General features: G+C 47.6%; 19 protein-coding genes. 7 read left to right on the top strand and 12 right to left on the bottom strand.

Features of this window, described 5'->3' with window-relative positions; translation table 11 throughout:
- Positions 1-351: 351 nt before the first annotated feature.
- Both lolD and RM811_RS07535 read right to left on the bottom strand, forming a co-directional pair.
- On the bottom strand, positions 352-1,074 hold the full coding sequence (lolD, locus tag RM811_RS07540) for a lipoprotein-releasing ABC transporter ATP-binding protein LolD (RefSeq protein WP_402522492.1): 723 nt from the start codon (positions 1,072-1,074) through the stop codon (positions 352-354).
- Entirely contained in the window at positions 1,067-2,311 is a 1,245-nt protein-coding gene (locus tag RM811_RS07535; protein WP_402522490.1) for a lipoprotein-releasing ABC transporter permease subunit, read from the bottom strand. The genes lolD and RM811_RS07535 overlap by 8 nt, the downstream gene beginning before the upstream one ends.
- 360 nt (positions 2,312-2,671) lie before the next feature.
- Here RM811_RS07535 and RM811_RS07530 point away from each other — a divergent pair, with 360 nt between their 5' ends.
- On the top strand, positions 2,672-3,247 hold the full coding sequence (locus RM811_RS07530; protein ID WP_402522488.1) for a class I SAM-dependent methyltransferase: 576 nt from the start codon (positions 2,672-2,674) through the stop codon (positions 3,245-3,247).
- 21 nt (positions 3,248-3,268) lie between these two features.
- Positions 3,269-3,604 carry a DUF1971 domain-containing protein gene (locus RM811_RS07525; RefSeq protein ID WP_402522486.1) on the top strand — a complete coding sequence of 112 codons (336 nt, stop codon included), beginning with the start codon at positions 3,269-3,271 and terminating at the stop codon, positions 3,602-3,604.
- A 35-nt stretch (positions 3,605-3,639) separates the two neighbouring features.
- Here the strand turns inward: RM811_RS07525 and RM811_RS07520 are convergent, their stop codons facing one another.
- Positions 3,640-3,900 (bottom strand): Rrf2 family transcriptional regulator, encoded by a 261-nt coding sequence (locus tag RM811_RS07520; RefSeq protein WP_402522484.1) that lies wholly within the window; start codon positions 3,898-3,900, stop codon positions 3,640-3,642.
- 27 nt (positions 3,901-3,927) lie between these two features.
- On the opposite strand from RM811_RS07520, the gene RM811_RS07515 reads away from it, so the two are divergent.
- Positions 3,928-4,305: a hypothetical protein gene (locus RM811_RS07515; RefSeq protein WP_402522482.1), complete on the top strand. Its 378-nt coding sequence runs from the start codon at positions 3,928-3,930 to the stop codon at positions 4,303-4,305.
- A 21-nt stretch (positions 4,306-4,326) separates the two neighbouring features.
- On the opposite strand, the gene RM811_RS07510 is transcribed toward RM811_RS07515, so the two are convergent.
- A complete protein-coding gene (locus tag RM811_RS07510; protein WP_402522480.1) occupies positions 4,327-6,378 on the bottom strand; it encodes a hypothetical protein in 2,052 nt (683 codons plus the stop codon).
- Positions 6,379-6,531: 153 nt separating this feature from the next.
- On the opposite strand from RM811_RS07510, the gene RM811_RS07505 reads away from it, so the two are divergent.
- A complete protein-coding gene (locus RM811_RS07505) occupies positions 6,532-6,891 on the top strand; it encodes a hypothetical protein (protein ID WP_402522477.1) in 360 nt (119 codons plus the stop codon).
- Here the strand turns inward: RM811_RS07505 and RM811_RS07500 are convergent.
- The gene (locus RM811_RS07500; RefSeq protein ID WP_402522475.1) at positions 6,888-7,775 is read right to left on the bottom strand and encodes a helix-turn-helix domain-containing protein; all 888 of its coding nucleotides are present in this window, start codon (positions 7,773-7,775) and stop codon (positions 6,888-6,890) included. The two genes, RM811_RS07505 and RM811_RS07500, sit on opposite strands and share 4 nt — an antisense overlap.
- A 233-nt stretch (positions 7,776-8,008) precedes the next feature.
- Here RM811_RS07500 and galE point away from each other — a divergent pair, with 233 nt between their 5' ends.
- The 3 genes from galE to galK all read left to right on the top strand — a co-directional run bounded on the left by galE (position 8,009) and on the right by galK (position 11,347).
- Positions 8,009-9,025 (top strand): UDP-glucose 4-epimerase GalE, encoded by a 1,017-nt coding sequence (galE, locus tag RM811_RS07495; protein WP_402522472.1) that lies wholly within the window; start codon positions 8,009-8,011, stop codon positions 9,023-9,025.
- 86 nt (positions 9,026-9,111) lie between these two features.
- Complete coding sequence (locus RM811_RS07490) at positions 9,112-10,161, top strand: UDP-glucose--hexose-1-phosphate uridylyltransferase (protein WP_402522470.1); 1,050 nt, start codon at positions 9,112-9,114, stop codon at positions 10,159-10,161.
- Between the two features lie 34 nt (positions 10,162-10,195).
- A complete protein-coding gene (galK, locus tag RM811_RS07485; protein WP_402522467.1) occupies positions 10,196-11,347 on the top strand; it encodes a galactokinase in 1,152 nt (383 codons plus the stop codon).
- A gap of 405 nt (positions 11,348-11,752) precedes the next feature.
- On the opposite strand, the gene RM811_RS07480 is transcribed toward galK, so the two are convergent.
- The 7 genes from RM811_RS07480 to RM811_RS07450 all read right to left on the bottom strand — a co-directional run.
- A complete protein-coding gene (locus RM811_RS07480; protein WP_402522465.1) occupies positions 11,753-12,322 on the bottom strand; it encodes a hypothetical protein in 570 nt (189 codons plus the stop codon).
- Between the two features lie 137 nt (positions 12,323-12,459).
- Positions 12,460-13,029, bottom strand: coding sequence for a TadE/TadG family type IV pilus assembly protein (locus RM811_RS07475; RefSeq protein ID WP_402522463.1), 570 nt, complete (start codon positions 13,027-13,029; stop codon positions 12,460-12,462).
- A 75-nt stretch (positions 13,030-13,104) separates the two neighbouring features.
- Positions 13,105-13,686: a tight adherence pilus pseudopilin TadF gene (gene tadF / locus RM811_RS07470; RefSeq protein ID WP_402522461.1), complete on the bottom strand. Its 582-nt coding sequence runs from the start codon at positions 13,684-13,686 to the stop codon at positions 13,105-13,107.
- Positions 13,679-14,206, bottom strand: coding sequence for a TadE family protein (locus RM811_RS07465; RefSeq protein ID WP_402522458.1), 528 nt, complete (start codon positions 14,204-14,206; stop codon positions 13,679-13,681). The genes tadF and RM811_RS07465 overlap by 8 nt, the downstream gene beginning before the upstream one ends.
- Before the next feature lie 2 nt (positions 14,207-14,208).
- Positions 14,209-15,015: a tetratricopeptide repeat protein gene (locus tag RM811_RS07460; protein ID WP_402522456.1), complete on the bottom strand. Its 807-nt coding sequence runs from the start codon at positions 15,013-15,015 to the stop codon at positions 14,209-14,211.
- The gene (locus RM811_RS07455) at positions 15,008-15,712 is read right to left on the bottom strand and encodes a type II secretion system F family protein (protein WP_402522454.1); all 705 of its coding nucleotides are present in this window, start codon (positions 15,710-15,712) and stop codon (positions 15,008-15,010) included. Before RM811_RS07455 ends, RM811_RS07460 begins: the two co-directional genes overlap by 8 nt.
- An 8-nt stretch (positions 15,713-15,720) precedes the next feature.
- Positions 15,721-16,144: IS1634 family transposase (locus tag RM811_RS07450; protein ID WP_402522451.1), on the bottom strand; the 424-nt coding region annotated here is incomplete at its 5' end.

Genomic DNA, 16,144 nt, shown 5'->3' with positions numbered 1-16,144 from the left:
GACAGATTATAGCCCAAATATTTCATTAAACCACAACAGGCAATCTTCTTTTAGCGGAGGGCTTTGTACGGGGTTGTACCATTCAGACAGCCTTCAAAAGAATTTAGAGGCTATACCGGTTATAAAATTTGCAGGAATTATCAGCTACTATCCCGCAAGGCCTGTGAATCATATCAATATGAGACTTACACCCTATGAAAACCGGGTCAGCAGGTATGGGGGCAATCATACCTGCCTGGAGGGTTTCGAGGTTTTGCAACAACCTCTTTCGCGGGAAGGACGATGGTAAATTCTTAACTGTAATCACCCTCGGGTAACACTTTAAATTACACCATCAATCGAGGGCCTTGTTTATGCTGGAACAAGATTCCCATCTTCCAGGCGTAACGTCCTGTCCATCTGCCGGGCAAAATCCATATCGTGAGTCACCACTATAAAACTGGTTGTCAGCTTTTGACTGAGAGACTCCATGAGTTCATGGATTTTACTGGCCGTATGGGGGTCAAGATTGCCCGTTGGTTCATCCATCAGTACAAGGTCTGGCCTGGCCACCAATGCCCGGGCAATAGCAACCCTTTGTCGCTCCCCACCAGATAACTCCGCCGGTTTATGAGCCGCCCTTTTCGACAAGCCTACCATGCCGAGCATTTTCTCAGCTCGATTGCTTGCCTGTCGAACCGACACCTCCTTGCGCAACAACAGCGGCATGGCAACATTTTCCAGCGCCGTAAATTCTGGTAACAAGTGATGGAACTGGTAAACAAAGCCCAAGTGTCGGTTCCGAAGCTCACCCTGCTGATGCTCTGAAACATTCATCAGTTGCTGACCGCAGAGAAGCACCTCTCCGCTTGATGGGTGATCCAATCCCGCCAACAACTGCAGCAATGTTGTTTTACCGGAACCCGATGAACCAACAATTGCCAACCTTTCTGAAGGCATCACCAGCAGGTCAATGCCTTTCAGAACTTCCAGTTTTTCAGGCCCTTCCGAAAACTCTTTGGTAATTTTCCGGCACTCAAGCACAGCTTTTTTAACTTCCGGCATCACTTCCGGCCGTATTTCAGAATTATTCATAACGCAGAGCCTCTGCTGGCTGGATTCTTGAGGCACGCCACGCCGGATAAAGGGTTGCCAGGAAACTCATCAGCAAACCGGAAATACTGATTACCGCAACATCCTGCCACATCAACTCTGAGGGCAGATAGCTGATAAAGTAAACGTCCGGACTCAGGAAGTGAATACCCAGAAGCTTCTCCAGGGCACTGACAATTCCAGAAACATTCAGCGCACCTGCAACGCCCAGCGCAACCCCCAGAAGTGTACCAATCACTCCGATTAGAGATCCCTGTACCATAAAAATACCCATAATCATTTTCGGGCTGGCGCCAAAGGTTCTGAGTATCGCAATATCGCCCTGCTTGTCGGTCACCACCATTACTAATGTGGAAACAATGTTAAAGGCAGCTACCGCAACAATCAGGGTCAGCAGAAGCCCGACCATGGTCTTTTCCATCTGGATAGCCTGAAATAAACGTCCATGGGTACGTGTCCAGTCTTGAACGTAGTAACGCCCTGGCAAGGTGACCGCAACATCCCAGGCAAGTTTTGGCGCAGCAAAGAGGTCATCCATTTTCAGGCGAATACCGGTAACACCTTCAGGCACCCTGAGAAAACGGGCCAGATCTTCTTGGTGGGTATAGGCCAGGTTACCATCTACATCAGCGCCAACAGAAAAAGTACCCACAACCGTAAAACGTTTGAGCCGGGGTAAAACGCCTGCCAGGTTAACGCTGGCTTCCGGCAACACCATGGTCACTTTATCGCCAACAGCAACCCCCAGGTAGTTGGCCAGAATCTCCCCAAGCAGAATACCGAACTCGCCCGGCTTCAGATCTTCCAAAGCGCCCTGCTTCATATGATCGGAGATAATGGATACCTTTCTCTCATAGGCAGGGTCAACACCATACACCAGCGTTCCCCGGACCTGGCCACCATTGGTCAGCATCCCCTGGGCATCGACAAAAGGGGCGGCGGCGGCAATGCCCTCTTTTTCAGGGATTGTGGTCACCAGTTCTTCCCAGTCTTCAATACCACCGCCAGCCGCTGTAATCGTGGCATGGGGAACCATGCCCAGCACTCGCTGCTTGAGTTCGCGGTCAAAACCGTTCATCACTGACAACACAATAATCAGGACAGAAACACCCAGGGTCAGTCCCACCATGGAGGTTCCCGAGATAAAGGAAATAAAGTGATTCCGTCGTTTAGCGCGGGTATAGCGCAAACCTATAAATAGAGGTAATGGTCTAAACATTTATGCTGCCAGTTCTGCCTGTTTCCCTTAATTTCCTTAAATGGTCACTAAAAGAAAACACGCTGTGCTGTATCAGTGAGGACAAGATTTCTATTATGCCATAAACACTGGCGAATCCTGTTGAATTTTCCTGACCTTTGCATCCGTTTCTGCCAACAGCACAACACTGGGTACAGTACCGATCAAATCGGTTTAGCCATTTTGGCCTGACCGGTAACTCCTTATGGACAGAATCATGGTGAGTATTTAATCTTTTTAAAGATTCATTTAAGATGAACCTTATGTACAGTAAACCGTATTACCCAGATACGTAACAACGATTGCTGACCGCAGACACCGTAAATTTGAAGGTGCAATGACATGATACAACCCAAGCCGATCAGCTTCTCAGAAGCTGAACGATTGAGTGTCATCTTTGATTCTGAGAATCGCGAAGAGTGGCAGGGAACATCCCATATTCTTAACACCCTCAATCTGCGACCCGATATGGTGGTGGCCGATGTGGGAGCAGGTACCGGGTATTTTACCCACCTGTTTTCTGAATTATTGCCTGAAGGCATGGTTTATGCTCTGGATCCTGAGCCCAATATGATCAGTTATATGGAGAAGCGGTTTGCTGATGGCGGACAAACCAATATCCAGCCCAGGGTTTCTGAACATTTGGATCCTCGCCTGCCTGCGGGACTCGATGTGGTTTTTCTCGCCAACGTCTATCGTTTTATTAAGCAGCGGGAAATGTTTCTTGCCAACCTGTATAAACAGGTCAGCCATGGCACGTTAATTATGTTTGTAGACTTTCGAGGCAGCCATGCCCGGGTATCACCTCATCAAGCCATGAATGAAGTCACTCAATCCGGATTTGTAATTGAAGACATGGATATAAATGGCTGCCCGGACCACTATATTTTACGCTTCAGGAAACCATTAGCAGCCTGAATTAAGGCTTATGGAGAGGCTATGAGTCATCAGCGAATTCCTACTCACTGGACCATTCAACGCTCAACCCCATTCTTTACCAGAGAGAATGTGCCCCGGGCGTTACTCACCCATCACAATACGGCAGCAGGCGTATTCGGACAGATCTGTGTTATGGAAGGCGTTGTCACTTATTTTGGTTTTCCTGATGAAAACAGTGAAACGCCCGAAGTAGAGGTTGTGATTAAAGCAGGCCAGTTTGCCACCAGTCCTCCGCAGTACTGGCATCGTATTGAGTTAAGCGGGGATGCTCAATTCAATATCAACTTCTGGTCAGACCCGGATCATAGAGGTGAGCAGCTGTATTCCACCCGGTAACGGTGTACACCCGCTGGTAATTTATCAGCGGGTACTCAGGCAGAAACGTCAAGATCCAACAGGTGGATCAGCTCCTCGCGGTTACCAAAAAGGTCGGCCAGCGTATATTTATCCAGTACGCCAAAAAATGCCGACATGGGCAAGCGACAATACGGTGTACTGCAATCAATCACCTTCAGGCTGGCTTCCATATCCCGCACCACCGGGCCAATATTGATTTGCTCCGGAGGCATACCCAGCTCAATACCGCCCCCATTTCCCCGGACATTACGCAGATAGCCCAACTCTTGATTCAAACCGAAACGAGCGCAACATTCGTTGTTATGATCCTGACCCTGGCCTGCGTCAAATTCAAATTCAATAAGCTGGCATTTGGTGATATAAACGGGATTCCGCGTCTACTGAATGTCGGTCAGTGTAACGCTGCCTACTCTGCCATTCAGCGGGCACTTGCGCTGGCGGATGCCTTTGAATGTGGCGTGAACGATCTTCCACTAACATTGATTCTGTCCTGGTTTGAGCAGAAGGCCATTGTGATTCTGCTTTTGCTGCTGTCGCTGGGCATAAAAAATATCCATGTTGGACCTACGGCACCGGCATTCCTGACGGATAACCTGTTGAATTTACTGGTCGAGAAGTTTGACCTGAAACTGACGACAACTGTTGAACAAGATATGAACGCCATTCTTAACGCAGGATAATGCCTCATGGGAGGGAGTGCCTCATGGATCTCCTTTCCCCCTTTTGTCCAGCGTCTCGCTGTTTGTCACCAGAGATTCCGTATACTGCCAGAATCCCCCATACGCCTTCACTGTACTCCCTCGTGAAGTATCGATAAAGCAATCATACCCGTGTAAGTAATAACTGATTTTTTCCTTAAATTTAGTTGAGGAAAGTCCATATACATGAAGCTTTCTGGATACTGTTGTGACTAAATGATCAAGTGACAGACTTTCTCCCTGTAAACAGCCGGTGATCAATTTCACCCAGGTAAGGTCATCGTCTCCCCTACCTATCTCCTCACGCCATACAGAAAAAGGTTTTGCCGGGTCAGCATTTACTGGTTTGCCTGGACACGCTGTGTACTGTCTGTCTGCCTTACGTCTGTCTGCCTTACCACTATCCCATTTCATAGTTCTGGAAGGTGCGGAAGGACAGCACAAAGAGGATACTCGTTGATGTTTTTTTAGTTCGAATGGATATCTGAATGTCTTACCACAGATCACCCCTTCACTGCTCATAAGACACCGTCGATTACTTAAAAATGTGTAAACCCTGTTTTTCGAACGGTCAACATTGGAGGCGGTGTCGTCAGTTCGCCATTCGACGAGCTTTCGAGCTAATGATTTTTGATCTTCAATATTACCGTGCATTGATCGAATGTGATCGAAAAGATCATGTAAACGATTCATCTCCCCCCTGCCTCTTTTATGATTATCATTGGATACGTTAACAGAGCCCGTGGAATCCTCGAAAACCCGTTGGCAAAGAGGACATGGATATTGTAACTGCTCACTGTTTGGTGGCACAGTTTCAGTACTTGAACTTTTCTCAACAGTTTTACCGGGCTGCAGAGGAGGTCTGCTAATTTCATCCGCCAAATTTTGCGTAGCTACTTGTGCTTGATATTTTCCATTCTTTTTTTTCCATTTCAAATTTAATTCAGTAAAAGATAGACTGCCCACCACCATTTTATTTGGCTGATTTTCCTGAAAACTAAATATCATATCGCTGCTATTTCTGGCTCGCTCCATCGCCAGTATTGCCTGCAGTTTTTCAGCTTGCTTCCCTGCTTGCGGATCATCACTCTGCACCAATTGAAGCACCTCATTTTCTCGCACAGGCTTCTGGCTCTGCCCTTTAAGGGCCATATTTTCTTGCACCTCAGATTGCCAGTTATCTTTGATACTGCGATAGCTTGCTTCCAGAGCCTCGAACTGTTTTTTCTGCGATTCATATTGTCCCTGCACTTCTGCCAGTTGAGCCTTCAGATGGGCAACCTCCTGGTTCGCCTCCTGCTGTTCGTAACTGGGGTCACAAAAAAAATCGATTTCTGACAGAAGCTCAAGAAAATCCGCTTCATTCTTTGCCAACTCATTTGTACGATCTGTATTCTCCGGTAACGGGTTGTTTTGATCCTGATATTTTTCTCTGGTTACTCCTTCCATTTGCCTCCCCTGTGCGCCCAACTGGCAGCCCCCACCCATAGTTGACCGAAAATTATTTCCGAACTTCCGCGTCTTTGCCGGTGGTTGAGATACACCATCCTGACACATGCTGAGAAGGTCACAGGCATCCAAGTCGGCTGCGTTCTCACTATCAGTGGATACGATAGAGTGGCCTGATTCCACAGCTTCGCTTAACCCGGTTGTTTCCGGAAAGAAAAAAACCAGATTTTTACTATTTAGTTCAACAGTGTCATTCTGGTCTATTGAAAAACGACTACCTGAAGCAGCCGTCATCTGCTGGTTTGAATCGATAACAGGAATATCTTCAGTATGCGCAGTACCGTCATTAATGATTTCTTCAAAATCACTCAACAATATACAAGTGTCGCAATAAGCCAGTGTTACCGTCCTTTCACGAGGATCCTGATTATCGGTAGAGTCCGAACTCCCCTCATCCTGATCCAATGTCCAGAGGTCCGCCGACTGACCGTGATAAGGGCAAACTTTCCTGTAACTCCAAGCCTCTGAATGATGGTTAACAGTACCTTTAGATGTGTACTGCTTGCCGGTACTTGTGGGGAAGCCCCATACTTGTGAGGGATCCATATAAGTCTATCCGGCATGTCTTTGACAGAAAAACCCTATATTTTTACCCATTGATTTTTTACAACCTTTGGAATTCAAAGACATCAATATTCCATATTAGCTCCATTCTGAAAAACTACCAGCACCAGCATAGGAATAAGGCAGACCTCACCGATGACCAGAACTTTATTAAAGACATTGTTGAACTTTTTATCAGTAACCCTGATTACTGTTATGTTGCCCTTTACTGCCAAAGTCGCTGCCAATGACTCTTCCCGGGAAATCCAACGCGCCGATGGCACCATCATGATTCCCGTGGGCAGTCAGTCCCATCAGCTACGCCAATCGCTGTCTCTGCCAGAACATGGGCAGACTATGGAAATGGTTAAAGAGATGTTGGGAGTTCCCCAAAAAACAGATGTCATTGGCGAGCCAGTGATCACTCGCTGGCATTACCCGGAACATAACCTAACCATCTATTTTGAAAGTAACCGGGTTCTGAGATCTGTAGTTAATAACACCCCACAACTTTAAAGTAACTTCTTGCGAAACTGCCCCGGCGGCATACCAAAGTAACGTTGAAATGCTTCATAGAAGCGACTGAGTGAGCTGAAACCACAGGCATAACCTATATCAGCAATGGGTCGCTCACTGTCCAGAAGCAATATCTGGGCCTTTTGCAGCCGTTGAAATTGCAGATACTGCTTTATGGATACCCCCATCACACTGGTAAAAAGATTGGTCGTATAATTTTTATGCAAGCTCAGATGTGCGGCAATATCTGCCGTTGAAATAGGCCTGTGAAGGTTTTCACCGATGAAGTGAATCATGGTAGATACATGATGTACACCTTTCAAACGGGCATTTCCCTGGTGAACTGAAACCTGATTATTCAGCCATTGATCGCCCTCCTCCTGATCTTCTGCAATACCGAAAGAAACACGCTCAGGGTGATCCCAACCCAGAAGACTAACTCTTTTCAACAGAAGTGATAGCTCAGCAAGAATAATCTCTTTCAGTTCCGGGTTATCACTCTTAAAGTCCTCATACCAGCGACGTAGCCTCATCACCAGAAAGTCATGATCCGGTTTCACCAGAGCAATAAGCCCTGTCATAACCTCCTGCCTTAGTTGTTCTGCCAATGGCCACTGAAGAAATTCCGGCAACGGTATATAGAGGTTATAAAGCATCCCCTCTCCCTGAATATCCACCAGTCGATGGGGCATATTGGCCCAGAAAATAGCCAGCCGGTTTTCAGGAATATGCTGTATTTGTCCATTAACAATATAGGTAGCAGAACAATTCAACAGATAGTTCAGCTCCACATGGCCGTGTACATGACCACTGCCCATAATATAAGGGGCCCGATTTTCAATATAGAAAATATCGCCCTGGATATCTGAAATAGATCCGGGCATAGGAACAACACCTTCTGTCCCCGTTGACTCTCTGATAGATGAAATATGACGACTACCCACAACTATTGATCCTCATCAACACCCGGCCAGATGATAACTGCAACCCCCGGTAAAATCTTTGTTTTCGGGAAAAACTGATGAAAAACCGTAAAAGAAACCACTCTGTCACTGCCATTAAAATGTTCACCAACAATGATTCAACAGGCATCTGAAATGCCTGAAAGAGGTAGACTATGAGCATCCTGATCACCGGAGGCGCTGGCTACATTGGCAGCCACACCTGTCTGGAATTACTCAACGCAGGTTATGACACGGTAGTTGTCGACAACCTGTGCAACAGCCATAAAACATCGCTGGAAAAAGTCCGGAAGCTGACAGGAAAAAAACCGGCCTTTTACCCCATTGATATTCGCGACAGAGATGCACTTCGCACTGTATTTTCTGAGCAATCCATAGAAGCGGTCATTCACTTCGCTGGATTGAAAGCGGTGGGCGAGTCTACCCGGATTCCGCTGGCCTACTTTGATAACAACGTCAGTGGCACGGTAACACTGCTGGAAGTCATGGCAGAGTTTGATGTTCGACATCTGGTCTTCAGTTCATCCGCAACGGTCTATGGTGACCCCCATGAAGTGCCTATTAAAGAAGACTTCCCGGTGGGCAAGGTCACCAACCCATACGGCCGCAGCAAGTTTATGGTTGAAGAGATTCTTCAGGATACCGCTGCCTCTGATGAGCGCTGGAACTTCAGCATCCTTCGCTACTTCAATCCGGTAGGCGCTCACGAATCCGGCATGATTGGAGAAGACCCCAGTGGCATTCCCAATAATCTGATGCCCTATATTGCCCAGGTTGCGGTTGGCAAATTGCAGCAGTTGAATGTTTTTGGCAATGACTACCCTACCCCGGATGGCACCGGTGTCCGTGACTATATCCATGTGGTCGATCTTGCCCTGGGGCATCTGGCTGCACTGAAAACCCACTGGATCGATCAGGGAGTCCACATCTACAACCTGGGCACGGGTACCGGCAGCAGCGTACTGGATATGCTTCACGCCTTTGAAAAAGCCTGCGATAAACAACTGCCTTTTGAGATTCACCCCCGCCGTCCCGGTGATATTGCACAATGTTACGCCCACCCGGGTTATGCAGAACAAAAGCTGGGATGGAAAGCCACCCGCACCGTTGAAGATATGACCCGGGATACCTGGCGCTGGCAGTCACAGCACCCCAACGGCTTTAACGAATAAAACCGCTGTCCGCATCCCGCTGCCCGCAACCCGAAAAAGAAAAGATTGTCTTTTTCGGGCAACAAATAACCGAAACAGGTAACCCAATGACGCAATTCAACCCTGTGGATCACCCACACCGTCGCTTTAACCCACTTATTGGCGACTGGGTACTGGTATCACCTCATCGCGCCAAACGCCCATGGCAGGGTCAGATAGAAAAAACGGCATCCGGCGTTCGTCCTGTGCACGACCCCGACTGCTTTCTCTGCCCACGAAATGATCGCATCACCGGTGACCATAATCCGGACTATACCGATCCTTATGTATTCCCCAATGATTTCCCGGCTCTGCTGACGGATACACCAGCAGCAACCAGTGATTCTGACCTGTTTCAGAGCAGTGCTGCCAGGGGTGAGGCACGGGTTATCTGCTATTCGCCAGATCACAGTAAAACCCTGCCACAGCTGTCTGAACAGGAAATTCGCAAAGTGGTAGACACCTGGGCTAACCAGGTGATTGAGCTGGGCGAGACTTACCCCTGGGTACAGCTGTTTGAAAACAAGGGGGCGGTAATGGGCTGCTCAAACCCTCATCCCCATGGTCAAATCTGGGCCAGCAACTTTCTGCCTAACGAGGCCCGCAAGGAAGACGACAATCAACGTCAATGGAAGCAGGAAAAAGACGTTAATATGCTGGTTGACTACGCCCTGCGGGAATCAGAGTCCGGCGAACGCACCGTGGTTGAGAATGACCACTGGATTGCAGTTGTACCCTTTTGGGCTGCCTGGCCATTTGAAACACTGTTACTGCCCAAACGACATGTGCTGCGCATGCCTGATCTGACGGAACAAGAGCGGGATACACTTTCCTCTATCCTGAAAAAGCTGACGACAAAGTACGACAACCTGTTTCAAACATCTTTCCCCTACTCCATGGGCTGGCATGGTGCGCCCTGCCATCAGGGTGAAGGGGCTTCCGATGATAGTCACTGGCAACTGCACGCCCATTTTTATCCACCTCTGCTGAGATCAGCCACCGTCCGTAAATTTATGGTGGGCTTCGAAATGCTGGCAGAAACCCAGCGTGATCTCACTGCCGAGCAGGCCGCTGCCCGTCTGCGGGAACTGCCTGAAAAACATTATCTGGAAAATTAATCACTATTTTGGAATATGGAAAGTGGAAAGCAAAATGAACCAACAGCAAGCGCTGACCGAACTGTTTGGAAAAACCTTTGGCCATCAGCCAACCCACTATTTTCAGGCGCCAGGCCGGGTCAATCTGATCGGGGAACACACGGACTACAACGACGGTTTTGTGCTGCCCTGTGCCATTGATTATCAGGCCATGATTGCCGTATCCCCCAGGGATGACCAGAAAGTGGTGGCAACCGCTCACAGTTATAATGGCCAGGTTTCCGAATTTGAACTTTCATTGCCAGTACCTCATAGCGAAGAGGCTTTCTGGAGTAACTATGTTCGTGGCGTTGCTACCGTCCTGATGGAAAAAGGAATGAGCCTGAAGGGTGTCAATATTGCCATTATTGGCAACGTTCCCCAGGGAGCAGGGCTCAGCTCATCAGCCTGTCTCGAAGTGGTAACCGGCCTGACACTGACCAGAATGTCCGGACTGGATGTCAGCCTGAAAGAGCTGGCACTCATCGGCCAGAAAGCTGAAAACCAGTTTGTTGGTTGCAATTGCGGCATTATGGATCAGATGGTTTCAGCCTGTGGCAAGGAAGACCACGCCATGCTGCTGGACTGCCGATCTCTGGACACACGTCTGGTATCCATTCCTGAAAGTGCAGCGGTAGTGATCATTAACTCTAATGTAAAGCGCGGCCTGGTAGACAGTGAATACAACACCCGCCGTACACAGTGCGAAGCAGCAGCCGAACACTTTGGGGTCAAGGCTCTCAGGGATATAACTGTTGAGCAGCTGGAAGCCGCACGGAATGACCTTGACGAACTCACTTACCGCCGGGCCCGTCATGTGATCACCGAAAACGAACGAACCCTGGCAGCAGCAGAAGCTTTAGCCATAGGCGATCTGGAAACCATGGGGGTTCTGATGGCAGAGTCCCACGCCTCCATGCGGGATGATTTTGAAATTACCGTAACGGCTATTGACGGTATTGTTGAGATCGTTAAGGCAGTTATTGGCTCTGCCGGTGGTGTCAGAATGACTGGCGGTGGTTTTGGCGGCTGTGTTGTAGCACTGATTCCTGAAGAAAAGGTCGATGCTGTCAAACAGGCTGTCCACCAGCACTATCCGGAATACTCCAATGGCCTGACAGCAGATATCTATGTCTGCCGTGCTTCTCAGGGGGCTGGACAACTGTAATGTCTCCATCCTTGAGTAAGGGCTTCCACCAGGAAGTCCTTACTCACTCTGACACCCAACCGTCATACCCGCACAGGAGGCTGTTGCAAAAGCCTCTTTTGACGGGCATCAGTCTCAGTATAAAGTCGTCTATTTTAGTGGTGAATTTTGTATGGGACTGAACCCCCTATGCCACCATAGTTGTCGCCTCTTCTGATCCAGACACAAGCGTCAGGGACAATGAGTGAGTGGTGGATCAACCCTGTGAATTTATATGAATTCCACGCAGAGTCTGGGAACGAGGGAAGTTGCCTTTGCTCTCATGGAAATTCGTAGAGGCACTGCGTCAAAATCATTCCCGGGCTCTGCGCGGGAGCGTAACGTACCCGATAGGCATACCACGGGGATCATGGGAACGAGAAAGACTTACGCATCGGGCAGGGTGTGCAAATGGCCGATTTCTTCAGCAATGAGGCCGATGATAATATCGTATAATTCATCAGCATTTCTTGCATCAAACACATTGCCTTTTCCAGCACAGGTTTGCAGGTTAGGGTTGCTGGTAGCATTATAATCAACACCAACAACCGCTATTGTTGATTGAACTGGAATACCATCCACTTCCTGCGTATCAAGCGTTGTTCTTATTTCGCCACAGTAATCAACACCATTAAGTTCTTCATGAACCCAGTCTGCGGTTTTGTTATAAACATCTCCACTATCATCTCCATCGGATAAAATAATAATAAGACGCCTTGCATTCTTACCTTTACTAACTATCTGTGCTCCTCGAATAATACCCTCATAAATAGCTGTTCCGCTGTTAGCACTCATTCCTGTTATTGCATCGCTTATGTCATTCATTACTTCTGTCAGGTTAATTGTGTGAAAGTCACCACCGGAACCAGAACCATTCGCACATGATTTTTCAATAAATATGTTTTCCTTTGTTTGTGATATGTCTACCTTTTTCCTGAACAACTTCCCTGTAGTCATCACTTGAGTTATTTGACATGTCTTCCTTGTATCTTCCTTAGTATATAAATTAAAAGGCACTAACCCTAATGTGCTATTTCCTTCACCTTCGTGAGCATATGTTTCTAATTCTTCAGATACATCTTTAACAACACTTTTCAGTACATCAATTTTTTTTTATTACCTGCTGCACGCCATCTATCATTCATAGACCCCGAAAAATCCGCCACCAACACCACATCAACTGCCCCACCCTGATACTTACGAGAGGCAAAATCAGCTTTGAAATTCACTTCAGGATCAAAGCCAAACTGATTGCTTTCACTTTTCGGGAACCAGCTCAAATGGGTAGTATCCACCGTTACTTGATACTCAACAAACCCGGAGTCCTCACCAAGCCCGGTTTCATTACACTGATCATTTTCGCTGCAATCTAATCGTTTAACGCCAACCGTCACTCTGCTCTGCTTACCTTCCAAATCAGGTACCAGTGTTAACAGATACTTTTCTGCAAGGGCTTTGCCTTCTGCTTCCGATACACTGTCCTGAGCACTCACTGCCAGGGTGGCCACTTCTGCCGCATCTGCAATCTGAGCCTTAAGCCGCAGGTAACGCCCTCCCTCAATAGAAAGAAACATAAATCCAACCAGTACCGGCAGCATCAGCATAAACATAATTGCGGCGGCTCCTCGCTGATAACGAAGGAATCGCCGATTTACAGTGTTCATGATTACCTCCTTTTCATTCGCACTTATAGCTATTATTTGCCCATAGCTGTTTATTCGCTCATGGCTGTTTATTCTTCACCGCCCCAACATCACAGAGCTGGCACGTATCAAACTGAAATCCTTATCGATCAGGTCGCCATACCAGTTCTGACCGTCATAACATAGTGTGACCTGATAAAGCGTGGGGGCTCGCCCCCAACTGGTTTCCAGATATAACTCAGTCATATTTGCCAGTGAGGAGGTGGATGCACAGCCCTGAAGCCCTTTATGAAATTCATTAGCATCTTCTTTCAAACAGGGAGAAGACCCTTCACAATCTGCATCAGTGAAAATCACCTGCTCCAGGTGCATTCCAAATGAACCGGGTTCAAAACTGCTCATGGTTCGGCGCAGAGAATTACTCAGTAACGTATAAAGCTGCGTCACCTGTTTATCCACAATTTCGCCACTTTCATCGTAAAGCTGGGTGCGCTCTTTGATCACATTAACGCCTGAATAGCTCAACCGTTGTAAGTGCCCCAGGGTGTTTTCCTTAACCACAATATCGGATAAAAACATGAGAAACAGAGCTATGATTGATCCCACCAGGGCAAACTCAACCGCAAACACACCCTGCTGTTTTTGTCTGTTGAAAACATCAGATCTATGATTAGCCATTAAATGCTGACCTCTCATATTCCTGGATAGTGATGACTTCCCTGCTAATAGTCATGGGTTTATCCGGATCAATAAACAAAGAAATAAATAGTGGCTGGTAAGGATAGGAAACCCGGTAAATGGCTATAGGGGAGTCCTCAGCAGTTGGTGTTTCATTGCAAAAAGGAAGGGCATCTTCGCCATCGCAGGTTTCATCGGCAAGGGCATCCACGGTTTCGTAATAATGAGTAGAAAAACTAATCTGTTCCACATCAATAAACGAACCCCACAGAGAGTCAGACTCCTGAATGGCATCCCGAAACACGTCACTATAATCGTCACTTCTCGATGCTTTAGCATTGCGAGCCGCTTCAGTCACCGAATAATCCATCAGCGCCGACACAAACCCCATATAACTCACTTCCATCCAGAAGAAAATCATCAATAAAAAGGCAAACAACCCAAGGGCTGTTTCAATGGCGACAACGCCTTTTTGTTTTGACTTCTTTTGTTTTGACAGCTTTTGCTTTAACCGTTTCATAATTATTCTTCAGATTCTGATAAACGCCGGGGCTCCATGGTTGAAATAGCCCGATATAAATCCATTCTCTCTTGTTCTGTTTTTGCGCCTGTGTATACCGACTTAAACTCCTCATACATCCCCCCCTGCACCAGGGCGACTACCAGATTTGCAGTAACCCTGTCGTCTGCCTGACCCGTGTTGTATAACGGCATAAGGCGTTCCACCGCGCTGCGATAGTTTTTTTCGAGAATGTCTATCATCGCCAGATTGTTCATCACAATGGCATCATCCAGCATTCCCTTACGAGCCTTGTGGAAAAAACGTTTTGCTTCGCTAAAATACTCCATATCCGCATAAATCAGCCCCAACTGGTTGGCGATACGAGGGTCTTTGGCATCCTTTCCCATAGCATCTACTGCAGCCTGCAGTGCTTTGCCCTGCTGATCCAGAACCAGAAAAGCCCTGGATTGCAGTAACAGGATGCTGGCATCAGCCCGACCGGCTTCGATAACCGGGTTGATATAAAACAGCGTGGATTCAGCATCATAAGCCTCCAGATAAGTCACACCCAGCTGGTATCGGTTACTATCTGCAGTCTGTACGTCACTGGCCGTTTGTAACCGGTCTTTATACAGTTCAATCAATCCGGCATGGTTACCGGCCGCTTTCAGCAGCGGCTCATTAGCCACCGGACCTGCCACAGGATCAGAACCACCGCTATCTGCGGCAGGAACAGAAGCACAACCCTGGAGCCAAAGAACAGAAAGAGTAAGCCCAATAACAACAACATGGCGAACCTGACCAGTAACATTCTGGTATTTATCCATTGCTCATCATCCTCATGATTCCCGGAGCCGTGATAAGGATGACGATAGGGAACATAATGAAGAGAATCAGTGGCACTGACATTTTTGCCGACAACTTACCTACCTTCTCTTCAAGCTCCAGCATTTCTACTTCCCGCAGATTGGCTGACAACCGGGTCAATACATCAAAAATTGAGCTGCCATACTGCAAACTCTGGCTAAGCGTATAAGAAAAGCTCCGAACCTGGTTGGTGGGAAACTGTTCTACCAGCTCATCCAGGGCGCGCTGCATACCTGCAATCCGGGAAACTGAATCCACCCGTTTCATCACAAAGGCAAGATCTTTATCGAAGCTTTTCAGTTCATCCCCAAGGTAGGAGACAGAAGCCTCAATAGTCATACCGGTTTGAACACAGACCGCCATCAGGTCACACACATAAGGCAGTTCGGCGGACACTTTCCGGATGCGCTTTTTCTGACGATGATGCAGCCACATATCCGGCAACAGAATGACCACCACCATACCTGCAAAAGCAGCGGCGATTTGCTGAGTCTGGTCTGTTAAACCCAGCCGCTCACCAAACAGGAATACAGCAGCAAATATCAGGATGGCAATCACCATTTTTGCCGGGAAATAAATAACGGCCAGTCGGCGATTATAAATACCCGCACGAATCATTCCCTGTTCAACATCCTTGTGTTTATAACTGTCGTTCATCACCCCTATCAGGAATATACCGACTCGTAAAAAACGCCTAAAATTTGGATGATCGTCCACTGTCTTTCCTGCAAACCGACCACATGACTTTCCTTATTATTGACCGTTAACACATTAATTCCCTGAAAACAGAGGAATACCCATCTTGCCGTGGGGTTCTGGCAGGGTTTTTTCTTCTGGTTCGGAAAGAACCGGCTTTGTCTTTTCAGCTCATGCCTTATTCTGTGCTGAATAGCAGCATAGACCATCAAACACAGTGTCATCACCATTAACAGCGCTTCAATGCGTTCCGGCTTCTCCAGATAGAGTGATGAGACCAGAAAATCCGGGCTTTTCAGAAAACGAAATCCTCTCTCAACATGTTGTTGCGACTTGTAGGTAGACAACAGTTCACCGGCATTCAGGCTATCCTGATTCAAGTCATTGGTGCCC

The sequence above is a fragment of the Endozoicomonas sp. genome, assembly GCF_031844845.1.
In the GTDB taxonomy this organism is placed as follows: Bacteria; Pseudomonadota; Gammaproteobacteria; order Pseudomonadales; family Endozoicomonadaceae; genus Endozoicomonas.
This window is presented reverse-complemented; position numbering and strand designations above follow the sequence as displayed.